At 35.8% G+C, this 16,317-nt stretch carries 14 protein-coding genes; 2 read left to right on the forward strand and 12 right to left on the reverse strand.

The annotated features are described in order from the left end of the window. Nucleotides 1–8 precede the first annotated feature (8 nt). Nucleotides 9–434 carry a type II 3-dehydroquinate dehydratase gene (aroQ, locus tag AC1RNE_RS07575; protein WP_492800415.1) on the reverse strand — a complete coding sequence of 142 codons (426 nt, stop codon included), beginning with the start codon at nucleotides 432–434 and terminating at the stop codon, nucleotides 9–11. A gap of 148 nt (nucleotides 435–582) precedes the next feature. Between aroQ and xerD the strand changes: the two genes are divergently transcribed. Continuing rightward, nucleotides 583–1,503 carry a site-specific tyrosine recombinase XerD gene (xerD, locus tag AC1RNE_RS07580; RefSeq protein ID WP_492800416.1) on the forward strand — a complete coding sequence of 307 codons (921 nt, stop codon included), beginning with the start codon at nucleotides 583–585 and terminating at the stop codon, nucleotides 1,501–1,503. On the opposite strand, the gene AC1RNE_RS07585 is transcribed toward xerD, so the two are convergent. From AC1RNE_RS07585 to ade, 11 genes are all read right to left on the reverse strand, one after another. Then, on the reverse strand, nucleotides 1,493–2,089 hold the full coding sequence (locus AC1RNE_RS07585) for a Crp/Fnr family transcriptional regulator (RefSeq protein ID WP_492800417.1): 597 nt from the start codon (nucleotides 2,087–2,089) through the stop codon (nucleotides 1,493–1,495). The genes xerD and AC1RNE_RS07585 overlap by 11 nt on opposite strands. A gap of 106 nt (nucleotides 2,090–2,195) precedes the next feature. Further along, nucleotides 2,196–2,399: a hypothetical protein gene (locus tag AC1RNE_RS07590; protein WP_309913921.1), complete on the reverse strand. Its 204-nt coding sequence runs from the start codon at nucleotides 2,397–2,399 to the stop codon at nucleotides 2,196–2,198. 192 nt (nucleotides 2,400–2,591) lie between these two features. Further along, entirely contained in the window at nucleotides 2,592–2,993 is a 402-nt protein-coding gene (locus AC1RNE_RS07595) for a hypothetical protein (protein ID WP_492800418.1), read from the reverse strand. 205 nt (nucleotides 2,994–3,198) lie between these two features. Further along, nucleotides 3,199–4,419, reverse strand: a complete 1,221-nt coding sequence (locus tag AC1RNE_RS07600; RefSeq protein ID WP_492800419.1) for an alanine dehydrogenase — start codon at nucleotides 4,417–4,419, stop codon at nucleotides 3,199–3,201. 55 nt (nucleotides 4,420–4,474) lie between these two features. Beyond that, the gene (gene tsaE, locus AC1RNE_RS07605; RefSeq protein ID WP_492800420.1) at nucleotides 4,475–4,918 is read right to left on the reverse strand and encodes a tRNA (adenosine(37)-N6)-threonylcarbamoyltransferase complex ATPase subunit type 1 TsaE; all 444 of its coding nucleotides are present in this window, start codon (nucleotides 4,916–4,918) and stop codon (nucleotides 4,475–4,477) included. Between the two features lie 139 nt (nucleotides 4,919–5,057). Next, entirely contained in the window at nucleotides 5,058–5,978 is a 921-nt protein-coding gene (locus tag AC1RNE_RS07610; RefSeq protein WP_492800421.1) for a sugar phosphate isomerase/epimerase family protein, read from the reverse strand. A 94-nt stretch (nucleotides 5,979–6,072) separates the two neighbouring features. Then, complete coding sequence (locus tag AC1RNE_RS07615) at nucleotides 6,073–7,788, reverse strand: GMC oxidoreductase (RefSeq protein WP_492803613.1); 1,716 nt, start codon at nucleotides 7,786–7,788, stop codon at nucleotides 6,073–6,075. Between the two features lie 103 nt (nucleotides 7,789–7,891). Then, nucleotides 7,892–8,749, reverse strand: coding sequence for a BT_3987 domain-containing protein (locus AC1RNE_RS07620; RefSeq protein WP_492800422.1), 858 nt, complete (start codon nucleotides 8,747–8,749; stop codon nucleotides 7,892–7,894). 74 nt (nucleotides 8,750–8,823) lie between these two features. Then, a complete protein-coding gene (locus AC1RNE_RS07625; RefSeq protein ID WP_492800423.1) occupies nucleotides 8,824–10,293 on the reverse strand; it encodes a SusD/RagB family nutrient-binding outer membrane lipoprotein in 1,470 nt (489 codons plus the stop codon). 64 nt (nucleotides 10,294–10,357) lie between these two features. Next, on the reverse strand, nucleotides 10,358–13,528 hold the full coding sequence (locus tag AC1RNE_RS07630; protein WP_492800424.1) for a SusC/RagA family TonB-linked outer membrane protein: 3,171 nt from the start codon (nucleotides 13,526–13,528) through the stop codon (nucleotides 10,358–10,360). Nucleotides 13,529–13,760: 232 nt separating this feature from the next. Continuing rightward, a complete protein-coding gene (gene ade, locus AC1RNE_RS07635) occupies nucleotides 13,761–15,410 on the reverse strand; it encodes an adenine deaminase (RefSeq protein WP_492800425.1) in 1,650 nt (549 codons plus the stop codon). Between the two features lie 207 nt (nucleotides 15,411–15,617). Here ade and cmk point away from each other — a divergent pair, with 207 nt between their 5' ends. Further along, nucleotides 15,618–16,301, forward strand: coding sequence for a (d)CMP kinase (gene cmk, locus AC1RNE_RS07640; protein WP_492800426.1), 684 nt, complete (start codon nucleotides 15,618–15,620; stop codon nucleotides 16,299–16,301). The last annotated feature ends 16 nt before the right edge of the window (nucleotides 16,302–16,317 follow it).

The following is a 16,317-nucleotide window of genomic DNA, read 5'->3' on the forward strand; positions in this document are numbered from 1 at the left end:
ACCCAATCTTATAAAAATGTTTGAATCGCAAAATCATAACCACGCAAGCCAAAACCAATGATAATACCAATTGAATTTTTACTGACATAACTATGGTGACGAAACTCTTCACGCTTATGAACATTTGAAATATGTACTTCTACCACAGGCGTTTTTACTCCTGCAATGGCATCAGCCAACGCAATTGAAGTGTGTGTAAAAGCACCTGCATTCAGCACGATACCCTCGTACGAAAAGCCTATTTCATGAATTTTATCAATCAAAAAACCTTCATGATTCGACTGAAAATACACTAACTCTACTCTATCTGAATATTTATCTTTTAATACTTCAAAATATTGCTCAAAAGTTTGGTGTCCATAAATTTCTGGTTCACGCTTGCCCAATAAATTCAAATTTGGGCCATTGATAATGATAATTTTTTTCTTTGACATTGTTTTTTAAATGAATGGTTATTCCAACCCTGTAAAGCAATGCTTCACAAATGGTTTTTGAGTATCTTTGAGTTAATTCTGCGGTATTAAAATCAACATTTTTATTTTTACCGACTTTCTATTCAATAAATCCCAACCGATATTTCTTATGGTATGGCAAAGCTATCTAAAAAATTTCAAAAGCTATCTTACTTTAGAACGTTCTCTTTCTGAAAATTCCATTGAAGCTTACCTACGTGATGTTCAAAAGTTGTGGGAATATCTTGATATTGCTGGTGAGAATGACATTAACCCGACGACGGTTACCGATACCCACATCTTTAATTTCTTTACTTATCTCGGTGAATTGGGCTTAGAGACTACTTCACAAGCTCGGATGTTATCTGGTCTTAAAGCTTTTTTTAAATATCTTTTACTGGAAGATGTCATCAAAACCGACCCTATGGATTTGATTGCTTCTCCAAAAATCGGACGGAAGTTACCTCCTACGCTTTCTTTTCCTGAAATCGAGGCAATATTATCTATCGTCGACCTTTCTACACCCGAAGGTGCGAGAAATAGAGCCATACTGGAAGTACTTTACAGCTCAGGTTTAAGGGTTTCTGAATTGGTAGAAATGCAATTAACAGAGTGTTTTCTGGATATTGGTTTTATCAGAATTATCGGTAAAGGCAACAAAGTTAGGCTTGTACCTATTGGTAAAGATGCGATTCATTATCTTCAAATTTACCTAGAAGAAATCCGAAAATATCAGGTTATCAAAGAGGAAGCAGGCAATTATGTTTTCTTGAACCGCCGAGGCAACAAGCTAACAAGGGTAATGATTTTCCTGATTATCAAAGATTTAGTGGCACAAGCTGGTATTCAAAAAAACGTTAGTCCTCATACTTTTAGGCATTCATTTGCTACGCACTTAATTGAGGGTGGTGCCGACCTTCGCGCCGTTCAAGAAATGCTTGGACATGAATCTATTACTACTACGGAGATTTATACCCACCTCGACCGAGAATATTTACAACAAACCATTGTTGATTTTCATCCTAGAAGTAAAAAACACCTTAAAGTTTGATATGATGACGTATACGGCTCAAACTATCTGGATGAATGCCCAAATAAGAAGCCAAATCTTTTACAGCAATTAGCCTGAGGGCATCTGGCTGATTTTCTAACAAATATAAATATCGCTGTTCGGCATTTTTTGAAATCAGTGAATAAGTGCGTTTGCTCTCTCGCACATACAGTTGTTCTGCAATCAATCGATGAAAACGTTCTGCATTCTTTGATTGCTCCATCAACTCCAACACTTTAGGATAATACAACCGAAAAGCATTCACAGCCGTAACTGCCTGAATTGAAATATTTGAAACTTGTTGTGATAAACAAGAGGCAAATGAGCTAACAAAGCTTCCTTTAAAGCCTAAATCCACACAAATACTTTTGCCATCGTGCGTATAGGCTTCATATTTTACAGCCCCTTCTATGATAAAATAAGCATATTTTTCTACCTCTCCCCTCATTGTCAAAAAGGTTTTTTTAGAAAATGTAACTTCTTCAAGTAGTTGTTTATAATACTCCCATTCTTCCGTGGAGAAATTAGCAAGTTTAAAAATCGACTCTTTGACCAGATTAGTTTTATCAAAAGGAAAAGCTACCATACATATTAATCGTCTTAATGTATTACAAATAAAAATGCTGAGTTTAGTTTAACAACTATACTCAGCATCTAACAAAGTTAAAACATTTTAGATTTCAAAATAACTATTAGTTCCACATTAGATATGTAACAAGGTCATTATCTCTCTCTACTTCTTCAATAATTTCAAGCGGATAATCGAATTTGATTTCTTTTGAATCCGTTTGTGTAAATGTAATTACGTAGCCTGTAGATTTCAAATTTACAACTACGCCGTCTCCATAGTCCGTATGGCGGATACGAGAGCCGATGCCTAAGATTGGGTTTAACATAATGGTTAATATTTTAAATGATTATACATGCTTATTTCTTTATACAACCTTCCAATTATTGTACCAAAAATAAGCTTTAGTGGTTGAGGTTGTAAAATTAGTAAACGTAGTTTAATAACCTACATTATTTGTATAATTATTTTTTTTATTTATATAGTTATATTTTCCATTATGCTAACAAATTCCCTATAATCAGTCTTCAGGGAAGGGAATATAAATAAAACTGGCAAAATCTCTGTCTAAAACAAAAAGGCAACAATACTCATCTGGGTCTTTATAGCTGCTTTGAAAAACTTCTACATTTTCCTCAGCAATAATTCCCCTTTGTAGAAATTCTTCTACAAATGAGGCATGATAATTCCATGTATTATTGTTCATCTCATGGATTCCAATTAATTTCTGACCCACTTGCACAGGGTTTTGTGAAACGGCAAAAATTGGAAACTTAGAAAAACCTCTAGTCCTAATTTGATAAGACGCTTCTTTTAAAAATTCAGAAACTAACGCAAAATCTGCTGAAATAATGCCCAAATATTTTCCATTTAAATCAGGAGAATTCGGAGCATTGGATATGGCTGTGTAATCTTCTATCATTGTTTTTTATTTTATAGACTCAAGACATTAGATTTTAGACAGTAGACTTTAGACACTAGACTTTAGATTATTGACTTAAGGGTTTGATTGTTAATTTAACTTTAACATTTATACCTCTATTTTTATTTAAACTAGAATTCCGTTATCACGTCTTTCTTCTTGTATGTAAAATCTAGTGTCTAGCTTCTTTTATCTAACATCTCCTCTAGAATCTCGCTGCGGATAGCAAACTTAAATCCTTATAATTTAAACCAAATTTCTTAGCGATAGTAGCATTTGTTAAACTTCCTTTAAAAGAGTAAACCCCTTTCATAAATGCTTTGTTCGCAAAAATGGCTTCTTCAATTCCTCCTGTCTTACCTGTTTTTAGCAAGAAAGAAGTAAAAATATTACTCAACGCCTGACTAGCGGTGTGAGCTACCCTTGAAGGAATATTAGGAACACAATAATGAATTACATCATGTTTCCTAAATATTGGCTGGTCGTGTGTAGTAATTTCAGATGTTTCAAAACATCCTCCACTATCAATACAAACATCAATAATGACCGAATTAGGCTTCATCATCGATACCATCTCTTCTGTGACGATACATGGCGTAAAGCCATCCTCCGCACGCAAAGCACCAATTACCACATCAGCATCACGAATCGCTTGCGTTAAAACATTTGAGTCGATAATACAGGTATAAATATTTTGACCTACCGAGTATTTCAAGCGTTGTAGTTTAAAAATGTCTTTATCAAACACCTTTAAATCTGCCCCTAAGCCTATGGCTATTCTAGCGGCATATTCTGAAACTGTTCCAGCACCCAAAATCACTACTTTGGTTGGTGGAACTCCCGTGATGCCTCCTAAAATAACGCCCATGCCATCATTACCACTGCTCAAATACTCAGCAGCAATCAACATCACCGTACTTCCTGCTATTTCAGACATCGCCCTAATAATCGGAATTCCGCCAGCGTTATCTTCGATATATTCATAGCATAGCCCTGTTATTTTTTTTCGGTTTAGCTTCTCGAAATATTCTTTCGTTAGTTTCGACATATTTAAGGAAGAAACCACCGTAGCACCATGCTGTAAATATTCAATTTCGAGGTCTGTTAATGGCTGAACCTTTACGATAACATCAGCTTTATACAATTCTTCGGTTGAATAAACTACCTGAGCGCCAGCCTCAGAGTATTGGCTATCTGTAAATTTTGCACCATTCCCTGCCCCAGTTTCAATAACCACTCTATGCCCATTCCTGATTAATAAACCAACGGCATCTGGTGTAAGTGATATCCTATGCTCTTGCATAGACACTTCACGAGGAAGGCCTATAAACAGGCTTTTTGCATTTTGTTTTGTCCAAACCAATGCCTCTTGTGTCATTAAGCCTGTCTGAGCAAGTACTTCTTTAAATCCTGAAGGTTGAGCCATTTTGATTGCTGAATTTCATTTATCAGAATGAACTAGTCATTCATCAATGATAATCTTAAACTTTTAACAAATTTATTACTCTTTTACCATTTTCATCTACTTCTATATTCACTTTCAAGTGCTTAGATGGCAAGAGGTTTTCTATTCTTGATGGCCATTCAATAAAACAATAATCACCAGAGTATAAATAATCATCGACACCTATGTCCATTGCCTCCTCCTCATTTTTGATTCTATAAAAATCAAAATGGTAAATATTTTCGCCACGTGTAGTAGCATATTCATTCACCAATGAATAAGTTGGACTCTGTACATGGCTATTTACCAACATACATTCGCAGATGGCTTTTATCAACGTGGTTTTCCCAGCACCCATTTGCCCTTCAAAAAGCCAAATTGGTGTGCTTTTCCCAAAAGCCAAAATCGCCTGTGCTGCTTTCCTAATATCTTTCAGTGACGAATATTCTATGGTTTTGCTGTTGCTTACGTTTTTACTCATTGTTATGGCTTTAAGCTAAAAGTAGCACACTTTAAGCTTTTATTGATGTTACTTTTAAGCTCAAGCTGAATACTTTAGACTTATTGATTTATATAGTAGCAGTCATCGCAAATGATTACTACCACTAAATTACTTATTATTAACCTAAAAACTGACTCAAATAGTTTCTTGCTGTTAAGATGGCCGTCTCTACATCTTCGGCAGTCCCTTCATATGCTTTGTCTTCCACCTCAATAACAACTGGCCCACGATAGCGCGCATCATTCAGTGCTGAAAAGAATTTTCCCCAATTAATATCTCCAAGCCCTGGTAATTTTGGTGAATGATATTCCAAAGGATTACCCATAATACCTACTCTATTTAGTTTTTCAGGATATACTTTCGCATCCTTTAAGTGAATATGATGCAGGCGGTCACGATAATCATATAGTGGACGCGTATAATCCATCATTTGCCAAACCAAATGCGAAGGGTCATAATTTAAACCTAATGTTGGAGAAGGAATAATGTCAAACATTTTGTCCCAGATAGCTGGTGTCGTAGCTAGATTTTTACCTCCTGGCCATTCGTCATTTGTAAAAAACATCGGACAGTTTTCAATCCCAATCTTTACTCCTACTTCCTCTGCCACCTTTACAATATCTGTCCAAGTCTCCTTGAATTTATCTAAATTATAAGTGATATTTTTAGAAGGGTCTCTACCAATGAAAGTATTCATCACAGGAATATCTAATTTGGCTGTTGCCAAGATGATTTTCTTGATATGATCTACATAAAAATTGGCTTTATCAATATCTGGGTCAAGCGGATTAGGATAATACCCTAATCCAGAAATAAGCACACCTTTTTCGGCTGTATAGTTTTTAATATGCGCAATCTGTGCATCGTCTAGGGTGTCTACATTAATATGCGTAACCCCTGCATACCTGCGGGCATCAGCATTTCCAGCTGGCCAGCACATTACTTCTACACATTTAAAGTTTTTCTCTGAAGCAAAATCTATTACTTGTTCAAAAGTATGATCCGCTAAAATAGCACTCACAAATCCTAACTGATGCATTGTATGATAATATATTTATTAAATTGGCTTTAGTAATTTTAAGTAAAATTAGAGAATCCATTGAAGAGTTTATACTATATAGTAAAATTACTTATCATAGCATCCCCTTCTTCATCTCTTCTACAGCATGATTTACCGCACGCGCTGTAAGTGCCATAAAAGTAAGCGATGGATTTTGGTTACCCACAGAAGGCATACAAGCACCATCTGTTACAAATACATTTTTACAGGTATGTAATTGATTAAACTTATTCAATAATGATGTTTGGGGGTCTTTTCCCATGCGTACTCCACCCATTTCATGAATATCTAATCCTGGCGCTTGCTTGCTATCCGACATATAAATATTTTCACATCCTGCCTTTTCTAGCATTTCTGTAGCTTGCTCATGAAAATCTTTAATCATTTTCTCATCGTTTTCAGTATCGTACCCAATCGATGTAATCAACTGTGGAATGCCCCATTCATCTTTCTTTTCGGTACTTAGTCTAAGATGATTTTCTTTTTGAGGAACTGTTTCTCCTTGCATCATGATAAATACTCCCCATTGTCCAGCTTTGGTAACTTTTGCTTTATAATCTTCTCCAAAGGTAGGCTTGCTTATATCTTGCTGCCAACCTGCTCGCGAGGCTGAAAAGGCTACCATATATCCACGTTGAAAATCCATCTCTTGCTTTTCAAGATTTCGGAACGATGGCATAAAAGCAGAAGTAGGTCTTCGCCCTAAGTAATATTGTTCTTCAAAACCATCGAAAGTAGCTCCACCTGAACCACGATAATTATGGAAAGCTACGTACTTACCCATTAACTCGTTATCATTCCCTAAACCGTTTGGAAAACGATTTGAAGTAGAATTCAACAAAATCAAGTTAGTATTTAAAGTAGCGGCATTCACAAAAATGATTTTTGCATAAAATTCCAATATTTCCTTTGACTGTGAATCTACAACTCTTACACCTTTGGTTTTTCCTTTTTGCTCATCGTAAATGATTGAATGCACCACTGAATATGGGCGAAGCGTTAGGTTACCTGTTTTTGCAGCCCAAGGGAGCGTTGAAGAATTCGAACTAAAGTACCCACCAAAAGGGCAACCTCTATAACACAGATGCCTCGCCTGACATTGACCACGCCCTTGTGCTAAATGAATAGGATTGGGCTTAGTAAGATGTGCGCAACGTCCAATAATCACCTGTCTGTTAGCATAATTTTCTTTAACACTCTTTTGGATATGTTTTTCCAAGCAATTCAATTCCCAAGCAGGTAGAAATTCACCATCGGGCAGACTCTTGATACCATCTTTATTACCACTAATACCTACAAATTTCTCCACTTTGCTATACCACGGAGCAATATCTTTGTAACGAATTGGCCAATCTACCGCGAAACCATCACGAGCAGGTCCTTCAAATTCGTAGTCACTCCAACGTTGTGTTTGTCTTGCCCATAGCAAAGATTTCCCTCCTACTTGGTAGCCTCTAATCCAGTCGAAAGGTTTTTCTTGGATATAGGGATGCTCTTTATCTTTCACAAAGAAATGTTGAGTAGCTTCATCAAAAGCATAGCAACGGTCTGCGATAGGGTTTTCGCTGATAACTTCCTGAGTTAATTTACCATGATGTGGTAAATCCCAAGGGTCAGTCATCGCAGTTGGATAGTCCTGAATATGTTTTACGTCTCGTCCACGTTCCAATACAAGCGTTTTCAATCCTGCCTCACACAATTCTTTTGCAGCATATCCCCCACTGATTCCAGAGCCAATTACGATGGCATCATACGTTATTTTTTTTGAAGCTATTCCGTTAAGATACATAGCAAGTTGGTTGATTTTATAGGTCAATTTAGCATAAAAATGATAAAATGCCATAAAAAAAGGGTCGCTGTTGGGCGACCCTTTTTTAGTAAAATAAAAAAAATTATTTTTTCTTAATTACTTCAGATATAACACGTGTTCCAGTACTATACTGATAATTCAATGTAAATGTTTTAGTAACAGGGTCATATTTGTTAACACCAGTTTGCTCAAATGGTCCTGCTAATCCTGTTGCAGTTCCTTGAGGAATGATTGTTACAGTGTTATCCTTGTTTACTTTTAACCACATGATATACCCTAAATCTGCAAATTCAGTTTCAGAAGTAGCTTTATCAATAGTTTTTAAAGTTTTATCTCTATCGATATCACGTGGTGATGTTGGGTGAGAGAAATATCCACTAGAGTGATAAGCACCATCATACTTGTTAGGAGTACCTCCAACAAAGATGTTCATAAAACCTAAGTTTGAACTGATTTTAACACCGCTAGCATCTGCAATTCCCACTGGAATAACATATTCTTTAGAGAAATCAAGTGTTGTAGGAAGCTTTACTTTGATTGAAAAATCAGCATCTCTAGTTCCTGCTTTAATAACCACAGGATTTACAAGTGTATATGCAGATGTTGGTAAAGCCTCATAAGGATCATCCCCTGCTGCTACTCTCTTTGCATTAGTTGATTTCAAGTAATCAGTAGCTGCAGTAGTAACTCCCATTGTTAATGACAAATCTTTGTCTAATGTATTTACTGAACCAAGGTTTACTTGATATTTTACTTCAACAAGAGTATCTATTTTAAATTTTCCTGTTTGTAAAGATCCACCTGCATTTCCAAAAATACTAACGATTGGATCTGCTCCGACACCATTGATGATGTCTGTATAGCCTTTGTCCTCTAAACAACTGCTTAGCCCGATAATTGAAGCGAAAAGTATCAGACCTGTTTTTATTATTTTTTTCATTTTGTAATTGCTAATGTTAAAATTGAGTAAATGTGACTATTTGAGTAATAATTCACTCAAATGTTCAAATTAATTTATTTCTTAGCCCAGAAGATTTTGTTATCAAATTGACTAGTAACATTTTGTGCTGCTACGTTTTCTGAATTTGTTGAAATTTCAGAAGTTGGGTAGAACAAACGTGCTGGAGCTTTTGCTTGGATAGCTTTTGTAGCTAAAGGTACCTTAGGGAAACCTGTTCTACGGAACTCACTCCATGCTTCAAAACCTGTCAAACTAAACATTGCAACCCATTTCTGAGTAATAATTGCCTCAATTTTATCTGGTGAACTAGCCCAACTTGCATTTACAATGCTAGAACCATAATAAGCGGCAGCATCAGCAGCTGTTAAACCAGCAGCAGTAAATGCTTCAGTGATACCAGCTTCATATGTTGCTTTAGCATCTCCTGTCATATAACCTCTTTGAATAGCTTCTGCTTGTAAGAAGAAACTTTCTCCAGCTGTCATTAAGACCATTGGTTGATCAAACGACTTGATAATTGCTGGACCAAACCATGAGCGTTTAGGAAAAAGGTTAGCATCGTTTCCTTCTCCAAGTGGTACCCCTACATAAATACCAGCATTATTTTTAGCTGCCAAACGAGGTAAACGTGGATCTTTCAACACATCTTGAATAGTAGTAATAAAAAAGTCTGAAGTAACATAAGCTTGTTTAGTTCCTGCATCACTACCAGCAGCAGTCTGAACGTAGTTTTCCCAGAATGGATTTTGCTTACCAGCAGTTTTCAAATAACCAGGTGTTGAGGTTACAGTACCACCAGCACCTAAGAAACCAGCACCTTCAGCAACAACTTTACCAATTTCAGTTTTTAAATCTTTCCCTGCAACATTTGTTTGACGTATTAATAGTCTCAATCTAAGTGTGTTAGCAAACTTTCTCCATTTTGTCAAATCACCTTTAAACACGATGTCTTGACCAGCAGGGCTAGGGTTATCACCAGAAATAGCTACTTTCAAATCAGCAGATGCTGCATCTAATAATGTTACTAAAGCATTATAAACTGCTTGAGCATCATCATATTTCGGACGAATTGATGCTGTTCCTTTCAAAGCATCGCTGTAAGGAATATTTCCATAAGCATCTACTAAGATTTGATAATTGAACGCTATCATTACTTTAGCAATTCCCGAAACGGCTTTCCATTTTTGAGCCTCTGCCTTATCTACAATATACTGATAATCAGTTAAGTTATCATAGCAACTATTCCAAACACCTGTACCATAAGTAGCACCGTAATCAAACTGGCGTTCTTCAATAAACCCAGAGTAACTACCTGACGGCGCCCAATAACCTCCGAAGAAATTACCGATTTGATTGTGTGTTAATCTACCAGCAGTAGTATTTAATGCACTTGATAATACTAATTCTGGTGTTGAAGATACCGCCGAGTTAGGGTTATCATTAATATCTAGATAATCACCTGTACAGCTACTTAAAAATAGTAGAGCTGTTGCGGTAAGGATTGAATATATTCTTCTTTTCATCTTGAATTTCTATTTAATGTAAAATATTTATCTGAATGACAAGTATTTAACTTAATATTTTGATTTAGAATCCTAAATTAACAGTAAAACCATAAGTACGAGTTGGAGGCGTCTGTCCTGTGTTATTCAAACCAACTGCATTAGAAGTTGTATTAGCAAATTCTGGATCAGTATAAACGTTTTCTTTAGGAAGTAAAGTAATTAAGTTACGACCTACTAAACCAACTGAAGCACTTTTAATAAATTTAGTACTTGATAAAACTTTCTTAGGTACATCATACGTCAAAGCAATTTCACGAAGTTTCCAGAAAGCAGCACTTGTTACGAAGTTTTCACCATAACGACGAAGGTTACTATCCCATACACCTAAACCACCATCTTTTACTGTTACAGTTGTATTTGGCGTATATGAACCATCAGCATTTTGAATTACAGAATTAGGGAATACAAAACGTTCACGACCGTAAGCTGCAGTAGCATCAGCAACTCCTGTAAACCACATAGTACTTGCTAAACCATGATACACATAGTTTCCACCACGATATTCAGCAACTGCATTAAATCCAAATCCTTTAAATCTCAAGCTTGTTGTTAAACCTAATCTGTATTTAGGGTTAGCCTGACCAATAGTTTTCAAACCAGTAGCAACTGATGGATAACCTGTTTCAGAGTTAACAATAACACGACCTTGAGGGTCACGCTTATAAGCAATTGCTTTAATTAACGGATATTGTTCTCCAACTGTTGCAAATACTTGTCCTAAAGCAGCATCAGTAGTTAAACCATAATAGTTAGACAAGTTAAGTTCATTAATACCTTGATACAACTCAAGCACTTTATTATCTACTTGGCTAAAGTTGATGTTGAAATCCCATTTGAAACCATTTGCCAGTTTAATAGGAGTAGTTTTCAAATCTAATTCAAAACCTGTATTTTCCATTGTTCCAGCATTAATCAAAGCTCCATTATAACCTGTAGCTTGTGAAGTAGAGATTGTAACCGTCTGACCTGTAGTCTTCTGAGTATAATAAGCTACTTCTAAGTTCACTCTGTTATTCAAGAAACCAAACTCTCCACCAATTTCGTATGAAGTTGTAAATTCTGGCGTTAAGTTAGGGTCAGGTAATGTATTACCTACTGAATAACCAGCTAAGCTACCATAAGGGAAGTTACCTGTACCAAATGTTGTTTGAAGCGCATAAGGCCCAACATTAATACCACCCACTTTAGTTGCAGCTCCTCTAATTTTAGCAAAATTCAAGAATGTTAATTCTTTCATTGAAGGAATTGCTTCTGTTAATACTAAAGAAACGTCAGCACCTGGGTAGAAGAATGAACGGTTTTGTTTGCTCAATAATGAAGACCAGTCGTTACGACCTGAAACGTGAACTGAAAGGAAATTATTGTAAGTAATAGATAAGTCACCATAAGCACCAAATAAACGGCTTTTGAAATCACTTTCACCTGCACCAGCTTCTCCGATACGGTTACCTACGTTATATAAACCTGGAACAACTAATGAATTGGCTGTTGTACTTACGTTTTTAACAGTCATTTCTTTATTATTGATACCAGCAATAAATACTCCAGCAAATTTACCAACTTTTTTGTCTACTGTTAAGAAGAAGTCAGAGCTTAAACGTGTCTCACTTGAATTATAGTCAAATGCATTACCATTTAAGTCATTCTGAGCTTCAGAGAAATCTGCTACGCTTTTTGCATAAGCACTATATTTGAATTTCTCTTGGTATGCTTTACCATTATAGTCTTTTTTAGTAATACCAACACGACCTAAGAAACTTAACCAAGAAGTAGCTTTATAAGCAAGTTCAACGTTACCTGTTAAGTTAGTGTTAACTTCTTTTCTACGGTTTACATCTTTGAAGAAAAATGGTGAGTAGAAATAAGCATTATAATAGTTATTTGGATTAGCATAGTTTAATGAACCATCTGCATTTTTAAAATCTCTCCAATTTCTATATTGATCAAGTGGTACTTGTCCACCTGTATTTAAGATATTGTTATAAAAATCAGAAGTAGTGAAATCAATCGTATTAGTAGTATAACCAATGTTGAAAGCACCTTTAAACTTACCATATTCATGCGAAGCATTTGTACGGATAGTAGTTTGATTCTTTACATCACCCGGAACAATCGCTTTAGTATTGTTTTGTTGAGCAGAAATAAAGAAAGTACTTGATTTATCACCTACTGAAAGAGATACCGCACTTTGAGTGGTAACACCTTTATCATAAGATTTCAATTTTGAATCTTTTTTGTAAGAATAAGGAGTTTTTTGGATTGTTCCATCTTCTAAAGGCATACCTAAGTCAACACCTGTACCTGGTTGTGTACCACCTGGACTAACAAATACTGAACCTGAAGTATATTCTGGACCATAAGATTGGTTTTCGAAAGGGATATAAGTACGGCTATAAGATTCAGTACCACTACCAAATCTTTCTTGTAACTTAGGCATAAAGCTAATATCCTCAATGAAAGTAGTGTTTGATACTGAAATTTTTGGAGCTCCAGCAGAACCTTTCTTTGTAGTAATAATTAAAGCACCATTTGATGCATCAGAACCATAAAGAGCAGCAGCGTTTGCACCTTTCAATACAGTTACATCATCAATATCATTTGGGTTTAAATAATTTAAAACATCAGAAGGAGCAACTGTACCATCTACTACGATAAGCGCCTCGTTGTTACCTAACAATGAACGGTTACCACGTAAAACAACACGGTTTGAAGGGTTAACACCGTTGTTAACAGTATTGATTTGAAGACCTGATACTTTACCTTGTAAAGCACTTGCAACAGATACTGCTTTAGCTTGATTAAGCTCTCCACCTTTCACACTTGTTGTACTATAACCCAAAGATTCTTTTTGGCGAGTAACCCCAAGGGCCGTAACAACTACTTCTTGAAGTTGTGAAGTATTTGCACCAAGAGAAACATTAAGCGTAGTTTGAGTACCTACTGCAACTGTCTTTGAGTCGAAACCGATGAAAGAGAAAGTTAGAGATGATGTATTACTTACACTGATTTTAAAAACACCTTCAGCATTTGTAGTAGTACCTCTTGAAGTCCCTTTGACAGTAATGCTTACTCCTGGTAACGGAGAACCATCTTCTGTTGCTGTCACTTTTCCTGTGATTAGCCTATCTTGAGCATAGGTTTGCCCGATTAAAGCCAACAGAAACACGGAGGTAATGAGTAGAAATTTTCTCATTTCTTTGATTAGTTTTGGTTGATTAAAAAATAGAAATATTACAAAAAGATTGTAATCAAACTTCAGCAACCCCACAAAGGGGTGATTTTAAATAATAGCTAAAAAAACAAAGAAATGCTTGGAAAAGACCATAATAATGAGGTTCTGTTCCTTAAAAGAAGCAAAGAGAAATAGTTTTTTTAGTTTTGGTTGATGATGTAATAACCTTTACGAGTTTATTACAATGTTAAAATTAGTTAAATTTTTCAATAAACAAGCTAGTTAGTGAAAAATTTTCTCCATCGAATAATCCAATGTCTGATAATTTAATATTAGGTATCACTAAAAGTGCCATAAACGATAGACTCATAAAGGGTGAATTCAATGTACATCCTAAATCTTTTGCAAATTTGTCAATCGCAGAATATTCTTTGGCAACCAAATAACCATCTTCGCCTGTCATAATGCCCGCTATCGGCAATTTAAGTAACATTTTGACTTTATTTTCATCAATTGCGGCTACTCCACCCTGTGTTTCAATAAGCATATTTACTACTGTTACAATCGACTCATCATCTGTTCCTACTACGATAATATTATGAGAGTCATGAGCCACAGAAGATCCTATTGCACCTTGTTTTAATCCAAAATTCTTGATAAATCCAACGGCTGGAGGGGCATCATGATAACGATTAACAACCGTAATTTTTAAAATGTCATTTGTTAAATCTGACACAACCATATCGCCTTTAACCATAGCTGGGTGTTCAGACTTCAAAGTAATCAATTGACCATCCAATACTTCTATTACTTTAATAGTTTCCGTTTCAGCCGTTACTTGAAATTGTTCAATTGTTTTAAAATTACAATCAAAGTGATTTACAATGTCACTAGGCAAATTAGGAATCTTCGAAAAACCATTTTCTGCAACAATTTCGCCAGAAATGTAAGTTGCTAGTACCTTAAAATTCGCTAGGTTTTCTACTACCACAAAATCGGCAGTATCGCCTTCTTGTAGTAAGCCCACTGGTAAATTGTAATGCTTTACGGGGTTCACACATGCCACTTGCAAAATTTCAAATAATAATGAGGGGAATTTTTCCAAGGCTCTTAACACAAGTAGATTAATGTGTCCTTCTACCAAATTGTCAGGATGTTTATCATCCGAGCAAAACATTAGTTCATTATAATATTCAGGCAATAGCTCAATTAAAGCATCAAAGTTTTTAGCTGCAGAGCCTTCTCTTATTAATATTTTCATGCCATACTTTAGCTTGTCCAAGGCTTCGTCTGCCGTAAAGCACTCATGGTCTGTCTGGCAACCAGCTTCAATGTATTTCTTGGCAGATTCGCCCTTCAACCCTGGAGCATGCCCATCTACGGGCTTATTGTAGGTTTTTGCCAAGGCAATTTTAGCTAGCATATCAGCATCCCCATTCAATACTCCGGGGAAGTTCATTACTTCAGCTAAGTAGCCTATTTCTTCATATTGTTGAAAGAGTTCTTCAATATCGGCTGGTGTGATGGTGGCGCCTGCTGTTTCAAAAACTGTTGCAGGCACACAAGGAGGTGCGCCAAAACAAAATTTGAAGGGAGTTTGTCTAGCATTGTGAATCATGTATTCTACGCCTGCTTTGCCCAACACGTTGCCAATTTCATGTGGGTCTGAAACGGTTGAAACTGTTCCGTGTACTACTGCCAAACGAGCAAACTGTACGGGTGTAAGCATCGAGCTTTCTACATGAACATGAGCATCTACAAAACCTGGCAAAATGTAAGGTGAGTTATGCTCGATGTTTTCTCCTAGTATTTCTATTTTACTAATGTTGCCATTTTGCACTTCTATACTTCCATATTTTATTGTTTTATCAAAAATGTTGATGATATTTCCTTTTACTTGCATGATTTATATTTTTTTGAAAGTCAATTGTTTAACTTAAAATGAGTTTTATTCGAAATTTTAATCTATATATTTAAACATTCAGAAGCTATCTGTACTGCCCATTTAAGTATCTTTGTTTATATTTAAATGTTGTTCTATTGAATTTTTCTAGCGAATAAAGCTATTTATATTATCATTTTATTGTTTTATCCTCAAAATTATCTTTCAATGAAAAAAGTTATTATTGCTCTTGATGGGCATTCGAGCTGTGGGAAAAGTACCACTGCAAAACGAGTTGCTGCTAAATTAGGGTATGCTTTTATTGATACAGGGGCAATGTACCGTGCAGTTAGTCTTTATTTTCATGAAAATCATGTTACGTTAACTAATCCAAAAGAAGTAGAAAAGGCACTTGCTGAAATTCATATTAGTTTTCAATTTAATGAACATCGAGGAGCAAGTGATGTTTATCTGAATGGCCTGAATGTTGAAGATGAAATCAGGAAAATGTATATTTCTGAAATGGTGTCAGAGACTAGTGCTATTACTTTAGTAAGAAAAGCAATGGTGGCTCAACAACAACAAATGGCGAAGCACCGTGGTGTAGTAATGGATGGCAGAGACATTGGCACTAAGGTATTTCCTGATGCGGAGGTGAAAGTGTTCATGACAGCCGACCCTGTGATTCGTGCTGAAAGAAGACAAAAAGAATTGCTTGATAAAGGAGAATTGGTTGATTTAGATGAAATCATTGATAATTTAAAGAAAAGAGATATTCTGGATTCTACCCGTACCGAAGGGCCGTTGGTACAAGCGGAGGACGCTGTATTGATGGATACTTCTTTTATGACATTGGAAGAACAAGTGGATTTTGTATTACAATTACACCAAAACGTATTGGAAAGGCTTTAATTATATTGCCCGCTCA

This window comes from Arcicella sp. GW822-FHT02H01 (genome assembly GCF_058802005.1).